Raw genomic sequence first — 18,927 nt, forward strand, 5'->3', positions numbered from 1 at the left:
CGTCCTCATGGACGGGGTCTCAGGTGTCAAAAGATGAAAGCATGAAAGTGAATTGGTAGCGAAAACGTGAGCCCGATGCAGGAAAAACTTTCACCTTCCTTCAGTCGTGAGAAGAATTAGGTCACTTGCTCCATACTACGCGGTATACATCCAGAAGTTTTTTGTCCCTCCAACGGGACAGTTCCTGGAAACTCTTATCCTTGATGAAGGCATACTCCTTCATCTGTTCTACTGCCTTCTTCACTGCGGTGTAAGGAAACTTATCGAACTTAGCTAGAGTGTGCATCCACTCGTTAGCTCCGTACCCAAAGCCTCTACTGAAGAAGTACTCTAATCCGCCCTCCCCACCCCCCAGGTGGTAGGTTAAGAACGGACCCATGAAAGCCCACCTGAGGCCTATTGCCGCTGTCATGACCTTGTCTATGTCCTCCACCGTTGCTACTCCTTCATCTACCAGGTGCACGGCCTCCCTGAACAAGGCGAAGGCTAGCCTGTTCCCGAGAAATCCTGGAACCTCCTTTTTGAGGACCACTACTACCCTGTCTAGTTTTTCCATGAAGTCTTTAGTTCTATCCAGCGTCTCTTGTGACGTCTTCTCACCCGGTACTACCTCCACAAGGGGAAGGAGATGAGGTGGATTCCACGGATGGGCTATCACCCCCCTCTCTGGATGTCTCTCCATGGCCTTTTGAATTTCTGTCATCAGGAGCCCAGAGGTGCTGCTGGCTAGTATTACGTCACCGTGCAACATCTTATCTAACTTCGAGAATAGGGCCTTTTTGGCTCCATAGTCCTCTATGATAGCCTCTATTACTATGTCTGCGCCCTTAACTGAGCTCTCAAGATCGTTAAATGTGGAAATCCTCTTCATCACATTTTCTACGTCCTCCTGAATCAAGGAGTTGGTCTTCATCACTTCCAGGTACCCTCTCACCTTAGCTAAGCCCTTGGTTAGAGTCTCCTCCTTCTCGGTGTAGAAGGATACTTCGTATCCCTTTGAGGCCAGGAGGGTTGTCCACCCGGCTCCTATCACTCCAGCCCCCACTACTGCGGCTCGTCTTATCATGTGTGCTTATACAGTTCAAACAATATAAGCATTAACAAGGCTTTTATAAGAGACGAGACCTTACCTCTTATGCTGTCAGATAAGATATCTGAGTATATTCTTTCAGTGGAAGCTAGGCTAAGATCTAGGTTTGAGAGTAGGGAGAAGTTGCTCCTAATGGCAAGGGAGGTAATCAGGTTGTCTGGCGAGACTATCTCACTTTCGCACAGGGGGAGGAGAGAGGAGGCCCTGAGGAAATATTCTGAAGCTGTAACTAAGGTAGCCGAGATCAGGAACATAGTGGACAGCTTTCCGGAACTCTTAGCAGGAGATGTGGGGACAGCGTTCCAAGAGGTGAGCGAGGCTACAATAGTCCTCTCCCTATACTTTGGAGTACAGTTGTCCTTCCCCAAAGAGCTCGGAATACCAGACATCTATTACATCACTGGGATCGCTGACGCCGTGGGAGAGATGAGGAGAGCTGTACTTGAGAGCCTGCGAAAAGGCGATAAGGCCAAGGGAAGAGAGATCATGGAGGAGATGGAAACGATATATGAGGAGTTGTGGAAGTTGGAGTACCCTAAATCCCTGGTCCCAGGTCTTAGACAGAAGATAGACGCACTCAGGAAGCTGGTGGAGGACACCAGGCACGACCTGTTCTTGGCTGAAGTTATGGGTACAAGGGAAAAAGAGGACTAGGAGAACTTCTCCTTTACGTGTTGCACTAACTTGGACGCCACGTCTATCCCTGTGGCTAGCATGAAGCCTTTGAACTCAGGCACGTCGTTGAGCTCATTTATTACATAACCTTTTGTTTGATGTTCTAAAACGTCTATGGACACAAACTCTCCCCCTACTACTTTCACTGCTTTGAGGGCTATTTCACGTAAGCTATCGTCTACCTCCAATGGGGAAGGCGTTCCACCTAGGGCTACGTTGGCCCTCCACTCGTTGGAGGGTATATTCCTAGCGTAACATCCAAGTAGCTCGTCTCCCAAGACTATACACCTTATGTCCCTGTTCTTCCCCGTTATATACTCCTGAACGATGTGAACCTTGAGGGCAGAGTTTCCCATCATCTCTCTATGTTCGATTATAGTTTTTCCCTCCAAGATGTCTCTGATAAGTGAGACCATCCTCCCCCAACTACCTATGGGGGGCTTATCTATGACTGGAAATCCCATCTGCTCATATGCCTTGAGTACCGAGTCCGCAGACATGGCTATGATAGAGTGGGGTATCTGTATTCCTGCCTTAAACAGTTTGGAATAAGTCAATATCTTGTCTCCTGCCACACTTATGACATCGGGAGAGTTTATTGTATGTACTCCCGCTCCCTCCAGCACGGCAGCTGCATACAGGGACCTGTACATACTCACGGCCCTGATTATGGCCACGTCATATCGGGCGAGCGCCTTATTGAAGGGCAGTGGTTCCTGAGCGACGTTGAGGACGTCGTAGCTGATGGCACTATCATTTAGCGCCTTAACCAGTAACTTCTCCTCTTGTCTAACTATGTCTACTACCAGAGCTACTTTCACGAGACCCCTCCCCCGTATTTCCTCATCTCGAAAAATGTCATCTCTGTATCCAGGGCGGCAGCTATCTCTGCCCCTAATATACCGTTCAAGATTAGGGGTACGTTAAAGTCCACCGCACTCCTCCTCACCGAATAATCCAACCGTTTCAGATAACCATTGGTTATCACTAACCCAATTTCACCCTTGTGAATGAGCTCTTGTGCTAGTTGGGGCTCCACCCAGTCGTACCCTGGGACAGAATACTCAGACAGCGTCTTCACTGTCAAGCCGAAGTTCTCCAGGTTCTTAGCTGCAATCTGTAAGTACTCCTCGTTGCCCTTCCCATACACCAACGCTGTCTTACCCTTTTGAGGAATCCTGTTGGGAGAGCAGGAGAGCCAACTCTTCAGTAGGGCGTCCTGGAAAGTGACTCCCAGCGACGCTGACTCCCCAGTACTCCTCATCTCTGGCCCTAGAAACGGATATGATCCCTTTAACTGCGTCCAGGAAAACTGCGGCGACTTAACAGCCCAGGATTTGCTCTCTGGCTCCACGAAATCCTCAACCCCTAGTCCCTCCATCAGTGCCTTCATGGCCACATCCATGAGGTTTATACCTTTGGCCTTGCTGGTGAAGGGCATAGATCTGCTAGCCCTCAGGTTGAGCTCGATGACGTATGGCAGACCGTCTTTCACGACGAACTGCAAGTTGAAGGGCCCTTTAATTTCTATTTCTCTTGCCAGGGATAGAGCGATCTTTCTCATCTCCCTAACCGTGTACTCGGGGATCTTCCTGGTTGGTATACTCATGGTGCTGTCTCCGCTGTGAACCCCTGCTTCCTCCACGTGCTCTATGACAACCCCGAAAACGCCTTTACCGTCACTCACTCCGTCCACCTCGGCCTCGTAAGCGTTCTCCAAGAACTTGCTCACCACAATGGGATACTTGGTGGAGAGTCTCGCGACCTTTACGAATTCCTCCAGCTCCTTCCAGTTCCATATAACCCTCATGGATGACCCACTGAGAACATAGCTCGGTCTCAGTAACACAGGGAACCCAACGCTCTCCACGAATTTCCTAACCTGATCCATATCAGTAGCTGAAACCCAAGGCGGTTGCTTTATTCCCAGGGAATCCAAGAGTGACGAGAACTTCTCCCTATCCTCTGCCTTATCTACACTCTTGCCAGAGGATCCCAAGAGCCTCACACCTTTCTCCTCAAGTTCCCTTGCAATGTTATTTCCCAATTGTCCACCCGCGAAAGTGGCCACGTAGGTATACCTCTCCTTGTTTACAATGTCTAGGACCCTCTCCACAGATATTTCGTCAAAGTATAGCTTTCTGGCTACGTCCCAATCAGTGGAGACGGTCTCTGGGTTGTAGTTTAAGATCGTCACATCATCGAAGTACTTTAGGGCAGCCTGCATGAGCGATACCACTCCCCAGTCGAACTCCACGGATACCCCTATTCTGAAGCCCCCCGCACCAACTATTAGCAACCTGTTTCCCGTAGACGAGAGCTCTATGTCGTCCTCTTGGCCCACGTAAGTCATGTAGAGATAATTGGTTACAGCGGGCCACTCCCCAGCTAAGGTATCGATTAATTTGACCTTCGGGAGTACACCGTGTTCTAGCCTCGTCTTAAACACTTTGTCTTCCGAAACTCCGATACCCTTGGATATCTGCTCGTCGCTGAAGCCCAACTTTTTCAGTTCGAGAAGCTTTCTGCTGTCCAACCTGGAGCCCTTCAGGCTTTCGTAAGTTTTGACCAGGTTTTCCAATTTCTTAAGGAAGAATTTATCTATCCCGGTGGAGTTATATACTTCCTCCAAGCTCGCCCCCTCCTTAAAGGCCTTAGCTGCGTAGAGAGGCCAGTAGGGTTTCCTTGTCCTCAGTAACTCAAGTGCCTGTTCTTTGCTCAGGGTCGAGTGATATGTTCTGCCTCCGACTACTCCCGGTTCTCCCAAGTCCAACATCCTGACTGCCTTCTGGAGAGCCTCCTCGAAGGACCTGCCTATACTCATGACTTCGCCTACGCTCTTCATTTCCGTTCCAAGACTGGTCTCAACTTCCTCAAACTTCTGAAGGTCCCACCTGGGTATTTTGATTACCACGTAGTCCAAGCTTGGCTCAAAGCAGGCACAGGTGGCACCAGACACCTTGTTTAACACTTCGTCCAGCGTGTAGCCTAAGGCGAGTTTTGCTGAGACGTAGGCGAGAGGATAACCTGTTGCCTTACTGGCCAGTGCACTCGACCTGGACATCCTGGGGTTAGTCTCTATAACGTAGGTCGTGTAATCCTTAGGACTCAGGGCGAACTGAACGTTGCACTCCCCTACGAGATCGATGGACTTAGCGACCATGGTGGAAAGACTCCTCATCTCCTGAAGTTCTTTGTTGTCCAAGGTCTGACACGGGGTGATAACTATGGACTCCCCAGTGTGAACTCCCATTGGGTCTAGGTTCTCCACACAGGCTATCACTGCAGAGTTGCCCTTTGAATCTCTCATCACTTCGAACTCCAACTCCTTCCAATGGTGGAGGTATTTCTCGACGAGTACCTCTCCTATATAGCTCTGGGAGAGTGCCCTGTCAATACTACTCCTCAGGGACTCCCTATCCCAGGCTACAGTTGATCCTCTCCCTCCGAGGTTGAAGCTGACCCTCACCATTACTGGGTAGCCTATCTTTTCTGCCTTCTCCAGGGCCTCCTCCGACGATCTTGCAGAAAAGCTGGGTGGGACGGGTATTTTGACATCTATCATAGTCTCTCTGAACTTCTCTCTACTCAGAGCCCTCTCTATTCCCTCTATGGGAGTGCCCAATACCTTGATCCCGTACTTCTGGAGGATTCCTTTCTTGAAGAGATCCACTCCCACGTTTAGGGCGGTCTGTCCACCGAAGCCTATGGCTATGGCGTCAGGTCTCTCCTGCTCTATCACCTTCTCTACGGCCCACCAGGTGACGGGAACCATGTATATTTTGTCAGCTACTTTGTAGCTGGTCTGCACTGTGGCTACATTAGAGTTGACTAGGACGGTCTCGATCCCCTCCTCCCTGAAGGCCTTTAGGGATTGAGAACCGCTATAGTCAAACTCCGCAGCCTCAGCTATCTTGATGGGACCGGAGCCCACCACGATGACCTTCTTGACGTCAGGCATTCTTATTCACCATCCTCTTGAACTTGTCAAACACCCACGTGGTATCCATGGGACCAGGTCTAGCCTCTGGATGAAACTGGGTAGTTATTATGGGAAGTTTTCTATGAAGTAATCCCTCCACAACTCCGTCGTCAGGGTTTACGAACCAGACCTGTGTCTCTGGGGGTATATCCTCCTTGAACACCCCATAGCCGTGATTGTGAGTGGAGATGTAACATCTTCCATCGCTCAGGTCCTTGACTGGCTTATTTATGGCCCTGTGACCAAACTTCATCTTCTTAACTTTGCCTCCAAGGGCCACAGTGGCTATCTGGTGACCTAAACAGATTCCAAGTATGGGTATGCCGTACTCCTTTACGTCGAGGAAGGTCTTGGCTAACCCGGTGAGCAGGTTAGGATTCCCTGGACCGTTACTGAAGACTACACCCTTTGGCGAGTAGTCCATGATCTGGTCTGCACTGGACTTGCAAGGTAGCCTAACCACGGTGAATCCCCTCTTGTATATCTCCTCCAAGATGCCGTGTTTGATCCCGCAATCGACGACTACCAGAAGATCTCCCTGGTTATGATGCACGATGGGGGATTTGGGTGAGGTGAACTGGGTGAAGTCTATTTCGTCGTACTTGGAGAGTATGTAACTTCTTGGATCCTCTACCTCCACTCCCGACGAAATGACTCCCATCATGGAACCCAAGGACCTCACCCTCTTCACTATCATCCTTGTGTCCACATTGGACACACCTGGGACGCCTCCTTCCTCCAACCACTGGTGGAGACTCCTGGAGGAATTCCACTTGTAAGGGTCTGTCTCTTCCGTGACCACTAGGCCCTCAATTTGGAGTCTCTCCGACTCAAAGTTCTTCAATATTCCGTTCTCAACCTGAGGGGTCGGAACACCATAGTTTCCCACGAGCGGGTGAGTTATAACCAGTATCTGCCCCCTATATGAAGGGTCGGTGAGGCTCTCTGGATAGCCGTTCATGGCGGTAGTGAACACCACCTCCCCATATCTGATGCCCTTAGCCCCAAAGCCACACCCCCTGAGGAGTGTTCCGTCCTCCGTATAGAGGAACCCCTCAAGACCCCTCTTGCAGTATGTCATCTTCCATCGACCTCAATTCCCCGATTCCTTTGAGAATCAGGTTTTTATACTCATTCAACACCCTTTCGTGAGTTTCCAGTCTGTTCTTCACTTCCATAATACTCTCCCTCATTTTGGAGGGATTGGGAGAACCCTTCACGGCTTTCCTGGCCAGGGAATCTTCGAAGGTGAGGGAGGGACGGAATGACCCTTCCCTCAAGGACTTCGCCACTTCGAAGTAGGCAGTCCTATAACTCACATCCCCCTTAACTCTAGACTCAGCCTCATCCGTGGATAAAGTTTCGACGTCAAGCTTCGGGTCCCTCACCCTTAATTTACTTAGCAAATCGTGCAGAATATAGACGGCCTTCCTGGCCTCGCTCAATATCGCCCAGTATTCTGGGTTCATCTCCTGGAGGTCTAGATTGTACCCCGAGGGTAGGGACTTATAGATGGAGGAGAGGGTCATCAAGGCCCCCAACACCTCTGAGGTTTTAGCCCTGAGTATCTCCATGGTGACGGCATTTCTCTTCTGTGGCATCAAAGAACTTGTACTTACATGCTCGTCAGGCAACTGGATAATGTTAGTCAGCTTGGAGGATAGCAGTATCAAGTCCTCAGCAACCCTGCTGAGTACCAACATGAGCACTCCTACTTCCATGCTTGCAGAGATAAGGTCAGCCCTCGAGGACGTGGCAGAGATCGTGTTAGTTATGACCCCCTCAAATCCCAGAATATTGGCCTCTCTCTCCCTGTTTAAGGCCACTGAGGTGCCAACAACGGCACCGCTCCCCAAGGGAGATCTGTTCACCAGTCTGAGGGCTGAGAATATCATTTCCCAGCGTTGAGCTAGTTCCTCCTCTACGTAAAGGAGATAATGACCAAAGCTCGTGGGTTGGGCAGGCTGGAAGTGTGTGAAGGAAGGAAATAGCGTAGTGGTCTCATCCTGGGCCCTCCTGATCAGAGTCCCTCTCAGTTGCAACAGTTCCTCAAGTAGCGAGATGAGTTCCTCCCTCATCTTCAACCTCAGGGCTGTTGCCACATGGTCGTTCCTGCTCCTCCCAAATCCCACCATACCCCCAAAGTCCCCGGCAAACTTGAGGAGGTGATCTTCCAGTGCCTCATGTATATCCTCGTAGTTCTTCCCGATCTCCTTAAACGCGTTTATCCCCTGAATGAGGATCCTGCAGGCCTCTCTCGATATGTAACCTGAGAGAAATAACTCAACGACGTGTGCCTTCATCACCAACTTCACTTGTTCTAATATTTCGGTATCGTCTTGGTACGACGACGTGTACCAAAGCACTGGATCTTTTTCCGTTCCCCACTTCCTGTAGAGCATCTACCCGTACCTCGCCTTCCTGGCCAGGATGGAGTGCATACCCCAGATCTCGATGAACCCTCTTGCCATCTCATCTGAGGGGTACCACCCCCTATTGTAACTGGAAATTTTTTCAGAGTATGGGGAGTAGGGAGAGCTCCTACCCAAGATCCTCATGGCCTTCCCCTCTACCTCCACCTTAACCTCTCCATTAACCCACCTGTTGAGATCGTCGCCGGCATGATCTAACACTTCCCTCAAAGGCTCGAGCCAAAGGCCTCGATAGACTAAATCCGACCAAAGGGAATCTATCATTCTCTTAAACCTAAACTCCTCGGGGGTCAGGACTGTCTTCTCCAGGTCCCGATGAGCGTAAACTAAGGTGAGCGCTGCTGGGGCCTCGTAGACTTCCCTGGACTTAAAGCCTACGACCCTGTTCTCCAAGTGCTCTACTCTTCCAAAACCTCTAGCTCCAATTTCCTCGTTCAACCTGGAGATCAGTTGTACTGTATCCATCCTCTCCCCATTTACCTTGACCGGAATACCCCTCTCAAACTCTATCTCGAGCTTCAACTTGTCGTTCTTTCTTGGGACGGTCCACTCGAAAGCGTCCTCTGGGACCTCTACTGCTGGGTCGGAAATAACGTCACCCTCTATACTCCTTCCCCAGAGGTTCTCGTCTATGCTATACTTACTACTTTCCGTCTTTATGGGGATTCCCTTCTCCTTGGCGTATTTGATCTCATCCTCCCTCGTCATTTTCCATATTCTTGCAGGTGCAATTATCTTCGCGTCTTCCATGAGACTCATTAGGGTTAGATCGAATCTGACCTGATCGTTACCCTTGGACGTTGAGCCGTGAGCCACATAGTTTGTTCCCTCTTTCTTTGCTACCTCAATGACCTTTTGTGCAATTAGAGGCCTGGCCAGAGCAGTTGAGAGCGGGTATACTTCCTCATAGAGGCCATTCATCATTACGTCCCTAAACGCGAACTTTTCAGCGAACTCCCTTTTGGCGTCAACCAGGTAATGCCTAACGGCACCAGCTACGTACGCTCTCTCCTCTATCTTCTTGAAGTCATCTCTTTGACCCACATCCACACTCACGCTGACGACCTCTGCACTATAGGTTTCCTTTAACCACCTTATGGCCACAGTAGTATCTAGACCGCCAGAGTACGCGAGCACTATTTTCATTTCACTGAATGCGAAACTACCTGAGTTATAAGCTATGGAGAAAATCAGACTAACGTATTTCTCTAGACATAGTATGTTGAAGGAATCCTTTAGACCTTTCCCACTTTGTTGAGAAAGAAATCTATTGCCTTGAGGATGAAGTCCGTCCTGTTTTCGGCACCCACATCCTGAAGGTGAGCATCTATTTCCTTTATTACTTCTTCTTTCAATCTTACGCTTACGACCTTACGCATGCGTCATCCAGTAATACTTTGTAAAAGGTAATATAAAACGTTTAGACCCTGTAACCAAGTTGAAAAGATTGATAAGAAACTCTTTAGGCCACTACTAAAATTAAATTCAGAATAGGCAGGAGAAGGTGGGAAAACCTTATAAAGTTATGTGGTGGCCACAGCCACTGCCTTCTCCTTCTTGGCCCTATACTCCTCCAATCTCTCCATCATGGATTTTACTGCCAACGTCAGCTGATCCTTGTGATATTTTCTAACGTGCTCTTCAGTGTCCTCTCTAGCAACAACGGTGTTGCAGATCTTGCATGTGTATGCGCCGCTGTCATTTCTTGTGATTATGGGTTCGACGCCTTTTGAAATGTATTTGAGGATCGGAATGACCTTCTTTGCTCTTATCTCGCTTCCGCTCTTCTCGATGATCCTCTGTGCATACCCCCTAAGCTGATGTTTGGAGATGTTGTACTTGTGAGCCACTATGGCTGGACCTTCTCCGTCCACTAAGTACTCCTCTAGAGCGTCCAATAGATAGTCGCTACCTCCTAGGATTTTTAGAGATACGTAATTTACGAGAGACTTTATATCAACTGGCTTCATACTAGCCACTAAACACTGCTTAGAGATTTAGAGTTTAAAAGGAATTGATAAAATTCTATATATCAAGAATTTGATTTTTGTACGACCTCAGCTTTATCTTGCCTTGATCTCCCCTTACTTTCCCTAACCTGTAGGTCTTCACTCTGTTCGACAGTTTATTCTCAACCTCCTCTACGGTATCCTCAGGGACGAAGAGTATCATCCCAATTCCCATATTGAAGACTCTATGCATCTCTCTGTGGCTCACCCCAGCCCTCTCTATCTCCTTAAAGACATCAGGAGGGTCGGGAAGATTGATCTCTAACGAGTACTCGGTTATCCTCCTCAACTTAGCGAAGGCTCCTCCGGTTATGTGGGCAGCGCCCTTTATCAAGTCCAGTACCGAGAGCACCTCTCTTACGTATATTCTGGTCGGTCTCATCAACTCATCCTCCCAATCCTCGAGGGACAGTTTTCCTTCATCAATGAGTTTCCTTACGAGGGAATATCCATTCGCGTGTATCCCGTCGCTGGCCAAACCTAGTAGGACGTCTCCAGGTCTTACCTCATTACCTAATTTGGTCTTCTCCACTACACCCAACGCAGTGCAAGCGACGTCGAAACCGTTGACCACTCCCTTCATTATGGCGGTCTCTCCCCCAACAACTTCGGAGTCCGAGACCTTGGCACCCTCCACGATACCCTCAATGATTTCCTTCACCAGTTCATCGTCCTCGCTCTCCAAGGCCAGGTAGTCCACCAGAGCTACTGGTCTGGCTCCAACACACACTAGGTCGTTAACGTTCATGGCCACGCAGTCTATCCCTATGGGTTTGAATTTCCTGGTCCTCAGAGCCAACAGTGTCTTGGTGCCGACACCGTCGGTGTGTATTGCAAGGTTTATCCCATTTATGTTCACTACGCCGGCGTAGTGACCTGCCCCCACTATGGTTCTCCTGTAGGTGGAGGATATCAGGCTCCTTATTCCCTCGTGATATTCCCTCAATTTATCCAGATTGACACCGGAGTCCCTGTACTCGTTCACCAGAGACCACCGTTAGGCGACCAATCCTTGGAGACCCCCAAGGTGCCTCTCTTCACCCTATTAAGATAGGAGTACCTCACTATCTCCGCTTTGTCCTGCTGTTCCCAGATCCCTCTCCCTATGTCAGTCCTATATATGAGCTCCGTGTTAGAGTTGATCAGCTTGACACAGGACTCCAGTCTCCTGCTCGACTCCTCGAAGTCCCCTATGGACACTAACTCTAAGGCTCTTGAGCCTTTGCTTATCAGTTTCCCTCCTTCGTAAGCGATGGAACCGAAGTACACCTTGCAACCCTTCTCTCTCATTCTCTCTAGATCAAGTTGAAACTCCTTTCCAGAGGCCAGGTCTCTCCTTAGGGGATAACCCAGGGGAGCTACTGCCCACACCACAGCGGGTTCTGGAACGACTTCTAACATGGCTTTTGCTAACCTTCCCTCAGCAGCTAACTGAAGGATTCTGCCGAAGTCCGAGCTTATCCTGGGAATTATGGCGGAGGTCTCTGGATCCCCCATCCTGGAGTAAAACTCTATGACTGTAGGCCCCCAGAGCTCCGTAAGCATCATCTGTCCAGAGATGAAACCTCTATACGTATCCCCGGTCTCCTTCGATATGGACTCAGCGGTTCTCTTCACTATCTCAAAGGTCTTCTCATATTCCTCCCGCGTGATGAAAGGTAATAGGTTACCAGGTCCTGATATTGAACCCATCCCGCCAGTCTCAGGACCTATTCCGTCCTGGTATGCGTGTTTGTAATCCTGAGCCAGGGGAAGAGGGAGGTATGAATACCCGTCTGTCAACACGTGCAGAGTATACTCGGGTCCATCCACTTTCTCCTCTATGATTATCTTCACCTCGCTTTTGACCAGGGAACCTATCTCGTCCACGCTCCTGCTCAGGGCACTCCTTTTCTCTTTAGATAGATAGGCCTGTAGATCAGCTACTACCTTGACTCCCTTCCCCCCTACCTGCTCTGACGGTTTCACGGCCACAGATCCGCCATACTCCATGATGAACTTTGAGGCCTCCTCCAGGCTGGTGAATGCCCTAAACCTCAGCCTCCCGTCTATTTGGTACTTCCACATCAGTTCTCTCATCCATACCTTTGACTTCTCGATCTGGGAGCAAGTCTTAGAGGGACCTATGACTGGAAGCCCCTCTTTCCTGAACTCGTCCGCTACACCGTGAAATAATGGATCTTCAGGACCCACCACTCCGAAATCCGGCCCCACCGTCCTTATGGCCTCTCTCACGTCCTCTTGGGAACTTACGTTTCCTCTCAGGTACTCTCCGCCTGTCTTCCTCACCACCTCCATGATACCTGGGTTAATGTAAGAGGATAAGGCATACACCCTGTAGGACTCCGATGAGTTACCCAGGGACTCAGCCAGGACATGTTCCCTGGCACCTTCTCCTATTAAGAGTACCTTCATTATTGAATCACCTTCGGGTAACTCCTGGTCATGCATCCCATGCAAAGGGAGGAAGAGGTCAGAGCTCTCCTTAAACCCTCCAGGGAGAGCCAATGTATCGAGTCAGCGCCTAATACCTTGGCTATCTCCTCCTCCCGCAGGTTAGCTGCTATGAGCTCTTTCTCTTCTGGCACCTCCACCCCGTAAGGACAAGGGGAGACCAACTTCGGACTCCCGATGAGAACGTGAACCTCCTTGGCTCCCAATCTTCTCAGGCTAGCTATGGTGTTCTTTAATGTAGTACCTGTGACCATGGAATCGTCAATGAGGACGACTCTCTTACTATGAACTGCTCCTCTGACCGGATTGAGTTTCAATTGAACTCCCACAATTTTGAGGAAATCGTCCGAGGCCAACATGGTCCTTATGGGACTTCCTGTCCTGGTGAAACCCAGTTCTAGCGGTATATTCAGCCTCCTCGAGTATCCCAGGGCGAAGGGGAGCGCGGTGTCCGGAACCCCTATCACTACGTCGGCCTCAAGAGGCCTCTCCTCTGCCAGCAGTTCTCCTATCCTCACCCTAACTTGATACACCTCACTTTCGTTAACGTAACTGTCAATTCTAGCCTGATATACGTACTCTATGGAGCAGTAGGCCTTCCTGGGCTCCCTCAACTGCTTGGTTGAAACGTTGAGTCTTGACATGAGGATCATCTCTCCAGGTTTGACCTCTCGCCTGAACTCTCCCCCAATAACCCACATAGCCACAGGTTCCGAGGCAATAATACCCATGTCGAAGCCGAAGCCTCCTAAGGCCAACGGCCTCAATCCGGTCTCATCTCTATATGCTATCAGGTTTCCATCCCTAGTCAAGGCTATGAGCGAGAATGCTCCCTTGGCACTAAGTATGGCTGACTCTGGATCGGTGACTAGTCTCTTGGAGAACTCGTTCAAGTCCACCTTTATTACGCCGTCTATCACGAGGGCAGCGTCGTCTGTGACCACTGGGTATCCTCTCCTGGTTCCCGCGTATCCCAGTCCAGCCCATCCTCCTATGTCCACCTCCAAGTCCTCCGGCGGTACGTCATTGATTTTCTCTCTGATTTTTCCGTCCAGTAGAGCGACTCCGCTGGTCGCGTATCCCCTGTGTTGAAGACCCACTAGGGAGTAGTAGAGGAACTTAGAGACGTTCCATACTTGATCGAAGGCTAATATGCCTACTATTCCAGCCATATTTATCACCTAGAGAAGACCCTCTCCAGTGAGGAGAGGTCATATTTTCCCCTCAGGGGGTAGTCACCGGTGAAGCATGCCTCACAGATGGTTCTCTTGCCTATGGCCAGCTCCATTTCCTCAACTGTAAGGTACTCCACGCTGTCTGCACCTATTTCCTCGGCTATTCGTCTTAAGTCTCCGGATCTGGCCAACAGGTCGGATCTCTTGGGGAAATCTATTCCCATATAACACGGATATCTTATCATGGGAGATCCTATTCTGACGTGTATCTCCCTCGCTCCCGCACCTCTCAAGGAGCTCACTATCCTGTTCATGGTATTCCCTCTGACTATGGAATCGTCCACCAGTACCACCCTCTTGTCCCTCACCGCCACGTCCACGAGGCCAAACTTTTCCTTAAGGACTTCGTTTCTCTTCTCGTTGGAGGGCATAATGAAAGACCTCTTGGAATATACGGTCCTGACCAAGGCTTCCTCCAGTGGAATCCCACTCCTCCTGGAGAAACCCAAGGCAATTGGCCGAGACGATTCAGGGACAGGGACTACGACGTCGGCCCTGGCCGGATGTCTCTCCGCAAGGATCTCGCCCAGCTTAATCCTGGCAGAGTAGACCGACACCCCGTCTATCACGGAGTCACTTCTTGCGAAATAGATGTACTCAAAGGCACACGTGGTTCCCAACATGTGAAATACCTGTTCCCTCTTAATTCCACCCCTTTGAATTACTACCAACTCTCCAGGATGAACAGAACCTATGACCTGTCCACCGAGTTGTCTTATCACCGAGTCTTCGGAGGAGACTACCCACGCCCCATTGATCTTTCCCAGCACCAGAGGCCTGAACCCTCTAGGGTCCCTCACAGCCAACACAGTACCGTCACGGGCTAGCACGAGCAGTGAGTACGCCCCGTCTGCCACGTCCATGAAACCCTTTAACGACTCCTTCAGGGGCTTTCCCCCCTTCATTTCCCTCTCCAGGAAGGTCAGAATGAATTCAGTGTCAGTGGGGTAATCCCCATGCATGAAGTAGTTGGTTATGGTGCCGTTAAAGGACACGGAGATTCTATCGTTTCCCAAGGGCTGAGCCTCCTCCAGTGTGGTTGAACCGGTGGTGGAGTACCTGACGTGGCCTATGGACGCCTCTGATTCCTCCAACCTCTCCGGATCTATGGCCTCACCCACCAGACCTAGCCCCTTCACTAGCTTAACCCTACCATCCTTTGTCCAGGAGATTCCAGCTGACTCCTGTCCCCTGTGCTGAAGTAGCTTCAGCCCTTCATAGGTGAGCTTCACTGACCCCTCCCCTACTGCGCCAAATACCCCACAATGCTCCCTGATCAACTTAGCTCCTCCTCAAGCATGTTCAGGTATCTTTCTACTTCCCTCTCCAACGGAAGTTCGACGTCGTCAAGGAACAGTGAAGCCTTGCCCTTCGTGACCTTGCCTATGGTAGAGGCCACAATCCCCTTCCTGGACGCCTGAATGTGGAACCAATGTGGGTCGTCGGTCAGCACCAGGAATCTTCCCCCACTCTCAGAGAACAATATGGAGAGCAGGTCCCTGGTGCCAATAACAGCTTTAGTATTGATGTGTACTGCGTGCCCTGACGCCAGAATGGGCAATAGTGATCCTGCCAGACCTCCCTTATTGATGTCCTTATTCCAGGTTAGCTTGGACTCATTGATGGCCTTGATTATCAACTCACTTGCTAGGAGGTCCTCCATGAGCCTGGCCCTGGCTACCTCCCCTCTCCCTCCAAAGAGTCTCGAGAAGAGCGTACCCCTCAGCTCATTCCTCGTAATTCCCAGCAGGACTAACCATCCCTCTTCTACTCGTGGTTTCAGGTACTTTCCCTCTACCAGTCCAGCCATTACTATGAGAGGTGTAGGTTTTATGGGGTTCCCATTCTTGTCCTCATTGTGGAACGATACCTTCCCTCCAACTATGGGGACGGAGAAGAACTTAGCTGCCTCTGATATCCCCCTGATACTATCAACGAAGTCTTGGTAGACCTCCGGCTTCCTCGGATCCCCGAACTGAAGGTGATCCACTGCGGCGATCCCTCTAGCTCCCACTGAAGCTAAATTCCTGAACGCCTCAGCGACTATGGCCTTTCCGCACTCGTACGCGTCGACTTCGCAAAGGTCTTGATTGGCGTCCCCTTTGACGGCGATTTGCCTCCCGTTGGGCAACTCGATCACCGCACTGTCAGCCTGGCCTGGCTTAACCAGTGTAGATACTCCGACCTCATAGTCAAACTGCGAGTAGGCCCACTCCTTGTTGCCCAAGTCAGGATGAAGGAGTATGGTCGATAGGGCTTCCCTCACGGAGACCTCTTTCACCTCCTCAGTCCTGACCTTCCTGTTCATGGGCCAGACGAAGAGGGGAGGTGACAGTAAGAGTTGGGAAGGAAGGTCAACTACAACTTTACCCTCGTAAGTGAAGGTAATTCTGGGTTCACTCACGATCTCCCCGATGACCTCACATGGATAGTTGTAGTCCTCAAAGGCTCTGCACACTTCTTGGACATTCTCAGATTTAACGGCGAAGAGCATCCTCTCCTGCGTCTCTGAAATGATGATCTCTTCGGGGCTCATGCCCTTCACTCTGAGGGGGACCCTCTCCAGTTGCACCCTTGCCCCGAGACCGTTGGCCATTTCTGTCACGGCCACGGCCAAACCTCCCCCACCCAGATCCTTCATGGCCTCCACCTTTCCTCTAACCTCCAGCGTCGCGTCGATCAGGATCTTACCTGCAAAGGGGTCTGCTATCTGGACAGCCCCTATCTCATCCATCCCGCTGAGTTTCCTTGACGCGAAGGACGCCCCTCCAATGCCATCTAACCCAGTGAAACCCACGAGCACTAGCTTAAGTCCAGGAGTTCTCACGACGCTGGGTACGATCTCGCTAGCCTTCACCACGCCCACACAAGCCACGTCCACCAAAGGGTTATCGGTGTAGGTGGGGTCGAAGGATAGTTCTCCTCCAACCACTGGAACTCCCACGCTATTACCGTAGGAAGCTATTCCAGCTATGATGTTCTTTAGGAGCCACTTCCCCTTGGCGTCCAGTCCTCCAACCCTTATCATGTCCAACAGTGCTATGGGCCTGGCTCCCTTGCTTATTATATCCCTCAAGATTCCGCCCACACCAGTGGCTGCACCGTTGTAAGGATCCACAGCCGAAGGGTGGTTGTGGCTCTCCACCTTCAGGACCAGAGCCCATCCGTCACCGACGTCCACCGCACCTGCGTCTTGCCAATCCTCCACGCTCATTATAACTCCTTGCCCAGTAGTGGGCAAGCTCCTGAGGAAAGTCTTGGAACTCTTGTAGGAACAATGTTCCGACCAAAGCGCATCTACGACCTTCCACTCAGCCTCGTTGGGTTCCCTGTCCAGAGTGGATCTAACCAGTTCCATTTCCTTTGAGGACAAAGTAAGCATCATTTCCCAAACACCCTGAGGATCTCTAGACCATCTGTAGACCCGTCTGGAGTTAGTTTAGAGAAAGACGCTCTCTCTGGGTGTGGCATAAGCCCTATCACGTTCCCAGCTTGATTTGCGATGCCTGCCACGTTTTGCACGGAACCGTTAGGGTTCACCTCCTCCACCACCAGCCCGGAGGGATTAGAGTACTGGAAGACCGCCAGCTCTCTGGCCTCCTCTTCGTCCTCCAGATAATATCTCCCCTCAGCGTGTGCTATGGGCATCAGTAGTACGTCCTTGATACCTCTGGTGAATGGCGTGTCCTTTCTGCTCACCCTCACGTAAGTCCATTTGGTGATGAACCTGAGTTTCAGATTGGGGAGGAGGGCTCCCTTCAGTATTCCAGACTCTACAAGTATTTGGAAGCCGTTACAAATCCCGAGGACCAACTTGCCCTGGTCTGCCATCTCCCTCACCCCCTTCATGGCCTCGCTGTTGGCTGCTATGGTTCCGGCCCTGAGGTAGTCTCCGAAACTGAAACCACCAGGTATCACCACCCCCTGATACCTGTCTGGGTCGAAGGAATTGAACTTGACCACCTCGGCCTCAGCTTTCACCAGCCTCAGTGCCTTGACTACGTCTTCCTCGCAGGTCGTGCCTGGAAACTTAAGGACTGCCGTCCTCAACCCTCTCACTCCTCACGATGATCTTGTGAACGATAGGGTTGAACAGTCTCTTCTCTTCAGCTATCCTCTTGACCAAGGATTCAGCCTCATCCTTGGACTTAGCCTCCACCAGGAACCTCACGTACTTTCCTGCCTTCACCTCGCCTATAATCCCAGAGTACTGCTCCTCGATGACGAACCTCTTTATGGTCTCCCCCTCCGGATCCCTGACGCCGTCCTTGTTCACTATTATTAGCTCCACTGCGTACATCTAAACCACTCTCCTGAGTTTATCCAGGAACTCGGAGTAGGAGTCCCTCACGACCTCTAGAGGGAAGCCTCTCCTATACAAGTCCTTATCTAAGATCCTCCCGCTCCTGTCCCTAACTCTCATGGAGTCCAGGGACAGTTCATCTCCCAATATCAACCTGTTGTCCAGCCTCCCGAACTCGAGCTTAAAGTCGTAGAGGACAAAGCCTGCCTCTTCAACCACCTTCTTCAGGACTTCGTTTACCTTGACCGCTAAGTCCTCCACTTTTCTGGCCTCTTCCTCTGAGAACAACTTGAGGTATCTCATGTGATGATAATTGAGGAGAGGATCATGTCTAGTATCGTCCTTCAGGAAGAACTCCACTATGGGGGGTTGGAATACCTCTCCCTCCCCTATGGGTAGCCTCTTCACTATGCTACCCGTAGCTACGTTCCTCAGCACCACCTCCACAGGGACCATTTTAAGCCTTTTTACGATCATGGTCCTCTCGTCCTCCATCCCTACGTAGTGTGTCTCCACGCCGTGTCTCTCCAACAACCTGAAGAGTATGGCTGAAGTCTGAGCGTTGAGGACTCCCTTCCCTGGTAACACGTCAGACTTAGCCCCGTCCCCAGCAGTTATTGAGTCCTTGAACCTCAACAGAACGTGTTGACCGTCCAGAAGGTAGACCTCCTTGGTCTTTCCCTCCCCTAACTTCTCCATATTGCTTGTTAACACAACTAGCTTAAAAATGCATCTTCATCTCCGTGA

The 18,927-nt window shown here is 50.6% G+C and carries 17 protein-coding genes; 1 reads left to right on the plus strand and 16 read right to left on the minus strand.

Annotation, left to right across the window (positions count from 1 at the left end):
• Positions 1-121 precede the first annotated feature (121 nt).
• On the minus strand, positions 122-1,066 hold the full coding sequence (locus METMK1DRAFT_RS14155; RefSeq protein WP_009075415.1) for a 3-hydroxyacyl-CoA dehydrogenase family protein: 945 nt from the start codon (positions 1,064-1,066) through the stop codon (positions 122-124).
• 69 nt (positions 1,067-1,135) lie between these two features.
• Here METMK1DRAFT_RS14155 and METMK1DRAFT_RS14160 point away from each other — a divergent pair, with 69 nt between their 5' ends.
• Positions 1,136-1,744 carry a translin family protein gene (locus METMK1DRAFT_RS14160; RefSeq protein WP_009075417.1) on the plus strand — a complete coding sequence of 203 codons (609 nt, stop codon included), beginning with the start codon at positions 1,136-1,138 and terminating at the stop codon, positions 1,742-1,744.
• On the opposite strand, the gene lysX is transcribed toward METMK1DRAFT_RS14160, so the two are convergent.
• The 15 genes from lysX to purC all read right to left on the minus strand — a co-directional run bounded on the left by lysX (position 1,741) and on the right by purC (position 18,879).
• Positions 1,741-2,586, minus strand: coding sequence for a lysine biosynthesis protein LysX (lysX, locus tag METMK1DRAFT_RS14165; protein ID WP_009075418.1), 846 nt, complete (start codon positions 2,584-2,586; stop codon positions 1,741-1,743). The genes METMK1DRAFT_RS14160 and lysX overlap by 4 nt on opposite strands.
• Complete coding sequence (gene carB, locus METMK1DRAFT_RS14170) at positions 2,583-5,726, minus strand: carbamoyl-phosphate synthase (glutamine-hydrolyzing) large subunit (RefSeq protein WP_009075419.1); 3,144 nt, start codon at positions 5,724-5,726, stop codon at positions 2,583-2,585. The genes lysX and carB overlap by 4 nt, the downstream gene beginning before the upstream one ends.
• Complete coding sequence (gene carA / locus METMK1DRAFT_RS14175; protein WP_009075421.1) at positions 5,719-6,828, minus strand: glutamine-hydrolyzing carbamoyl-phosphate synthase small subunit; 1,110 nt, start codon at positions 6,826-6,828, stop codon at positions 5,719-5,721. Before carA ends, carB begins: the two co-directional genes overlap by 8 nt.
• On the minus strand, positions 6,803-8,149 hold the full coding sequence (argH, locus tag METMK1DRAFT_RS14180; RefSeq protein ID WP_009075424.1) for an argininosuccinate lyase: 1,347 nt from the start codon (positions 8,147-8,149) through the stop codon (positions 6,803-6,805). The genes carA and argH overlap by 26 nt, the downstream gene beginning before the upstream one ends.
• Positions 8,150-9,325 carry an argininosuccinate synthase gene (locus METMK1DRAFT_RS14185; protein ID WP_009075425.1) on the minus strand — a complete coding sequence of 392 codons (1,176 nt, stop codon included), beginning with the start codon at positions 9,323-9,325 and terminating at the stop codon, positions 8,150-8,152. It abuts the gene before it with no gap.
• Between the two features lie 89 nt (positions 9,326-9,414).
• A complete protein-coding gene (locus METMK1DRAFT_RS14190) occupies positions 9,415-9,558 on the minus strand; it encodes a ribbon-helix-helix domain-containing protein (RefSeq protein ID WP_009075428.1) in 144 nt (47 codons plus the stop codon).
• A gap of 144 nt (positions 9,559-9,702) precedes the next feature.
• Entirely contained in the window at positions 9,703-10,149 is a 447-nt protein-coding gene (locus tag METMK1DRAFT_RS14195; RefSeq protein ID WP_009075430.1) for a PRP11 family protein, read from the minus strand.
• A gap of 55 nt (positions 10,150-10,204) precedes the next feature.
• Positions 10,205-11,176, minus strand: coding sequence for a phosphoribosylformylglycinamidine cyclo-ligase (purM, locus tag METMK1DRAFT_RS14200; protein WP_048088040.1), 972 nt, complete (start codon positions 11,174-11,176; stop codon positions 10,205-10,207).
• The gene (gene purD / locus METMK1DRAFT_RS14205; protein WP_009075433.1) at positions 11,170-12,603 is read right to left on the minus strand and encodes a phosphoribosylamine--glycine ligase; all 1,434 of its coding nucleotides are present in this window, start codon (positions 12,601-12,603) and stop codon (positions 11,170-11,172) included. The genes purM and purD overlap by 7 nt, the downstream gene beginning before the upstream one ends.
• Complete coding sequence (locus METMK1DRAFT_RS14210) at positions 12,603-13,814, minus strand: amidophosphoribosyltransferase (protein WP_009075434.1); 1,212 nt, start codon at positions 13,812-13,814, stop codon at positions 12,603-12,605. The genes purD and METMK1DRAFT_RS14210 overlap by 1 nt, the downstream gene beginning before the upstream one ends.
• A gap of 5 nt (positions 13,815-13,819) precedes the next feature.
• A complete protein-coding gene (gene purF / locus METMK1DRAFT_RS14215; protein WP_009075436.1) occupies positions 13,820-15,157 on the minus strand; it encodes an amidophosphoribosyltransferase in 1,338 nt (445 codons plus the stop codon).
• Complete coding sequence (gene purL, locus METMK1DRAFT_RS14220) at positions 15,154-17,262, minus strand: phosphoribosylformylglycinamidine synthase subunit PurL (protein WP_009075438.1); 2,109 nt, start codon at positions 17,260-17,262, stop codon at positions 15,154-15,156. Before purL ends, purF begins: the two co-directional genes overlap by 4 nt.
• Positions 17,259-17,927 (minus strand): phosphoribosylformylglycinamidine synthase I, encoded by a 669-nt coding sequence (purQ, locus tag METMK1DRAFT_RS14225; protein WP_009075440.1) that lies wholly within the window; start codon positions 17,925-17,927, stop codon positions 17,259-17,261. The genes purL and purQ overlap by 4 nt, the downstream gene beginning before the upstream one ends.
• A complete protein-coding gene (locus tag METMK1DRAFT_RS14230; RefSeq protein ID WP_009075443.1) occupies positions 17,908-18,177 on the minus strand; it encodes a phosphoribosylformylglycinamidine synthase subunit PurS in 270 nt (89 codons plus the stop codon). Before METMK1DRAFT_RS14230 ends, purQ begins: the two co-directional genes overlap by 20 nt.
• On the minus strand, positions 18,178-18,879 hold the full coding sequence (gene purC, locus METMK1DRAFT_RS14235) for a phosphoribosylaminoimidazolesuccinocarboxamide synthase (RefSeq protein WP_009075445.1): 702 nt from the start codon (positions 18,877-18,879) through the stop codon (positions 18,178-18,180).
• Positions 18,880-18,927: the final 48 nt, after the last annotated feature.

The organism is Metallosphaera yellowstonensis MK1, assembly GCF_000243315.1.
Lineage (GTDB): Archaea > Thermoproteota > Thermoprotei_A > Sulfolobales > Sulfolobaceae > Metallosphaera > Metallosphaera yellowstonensis.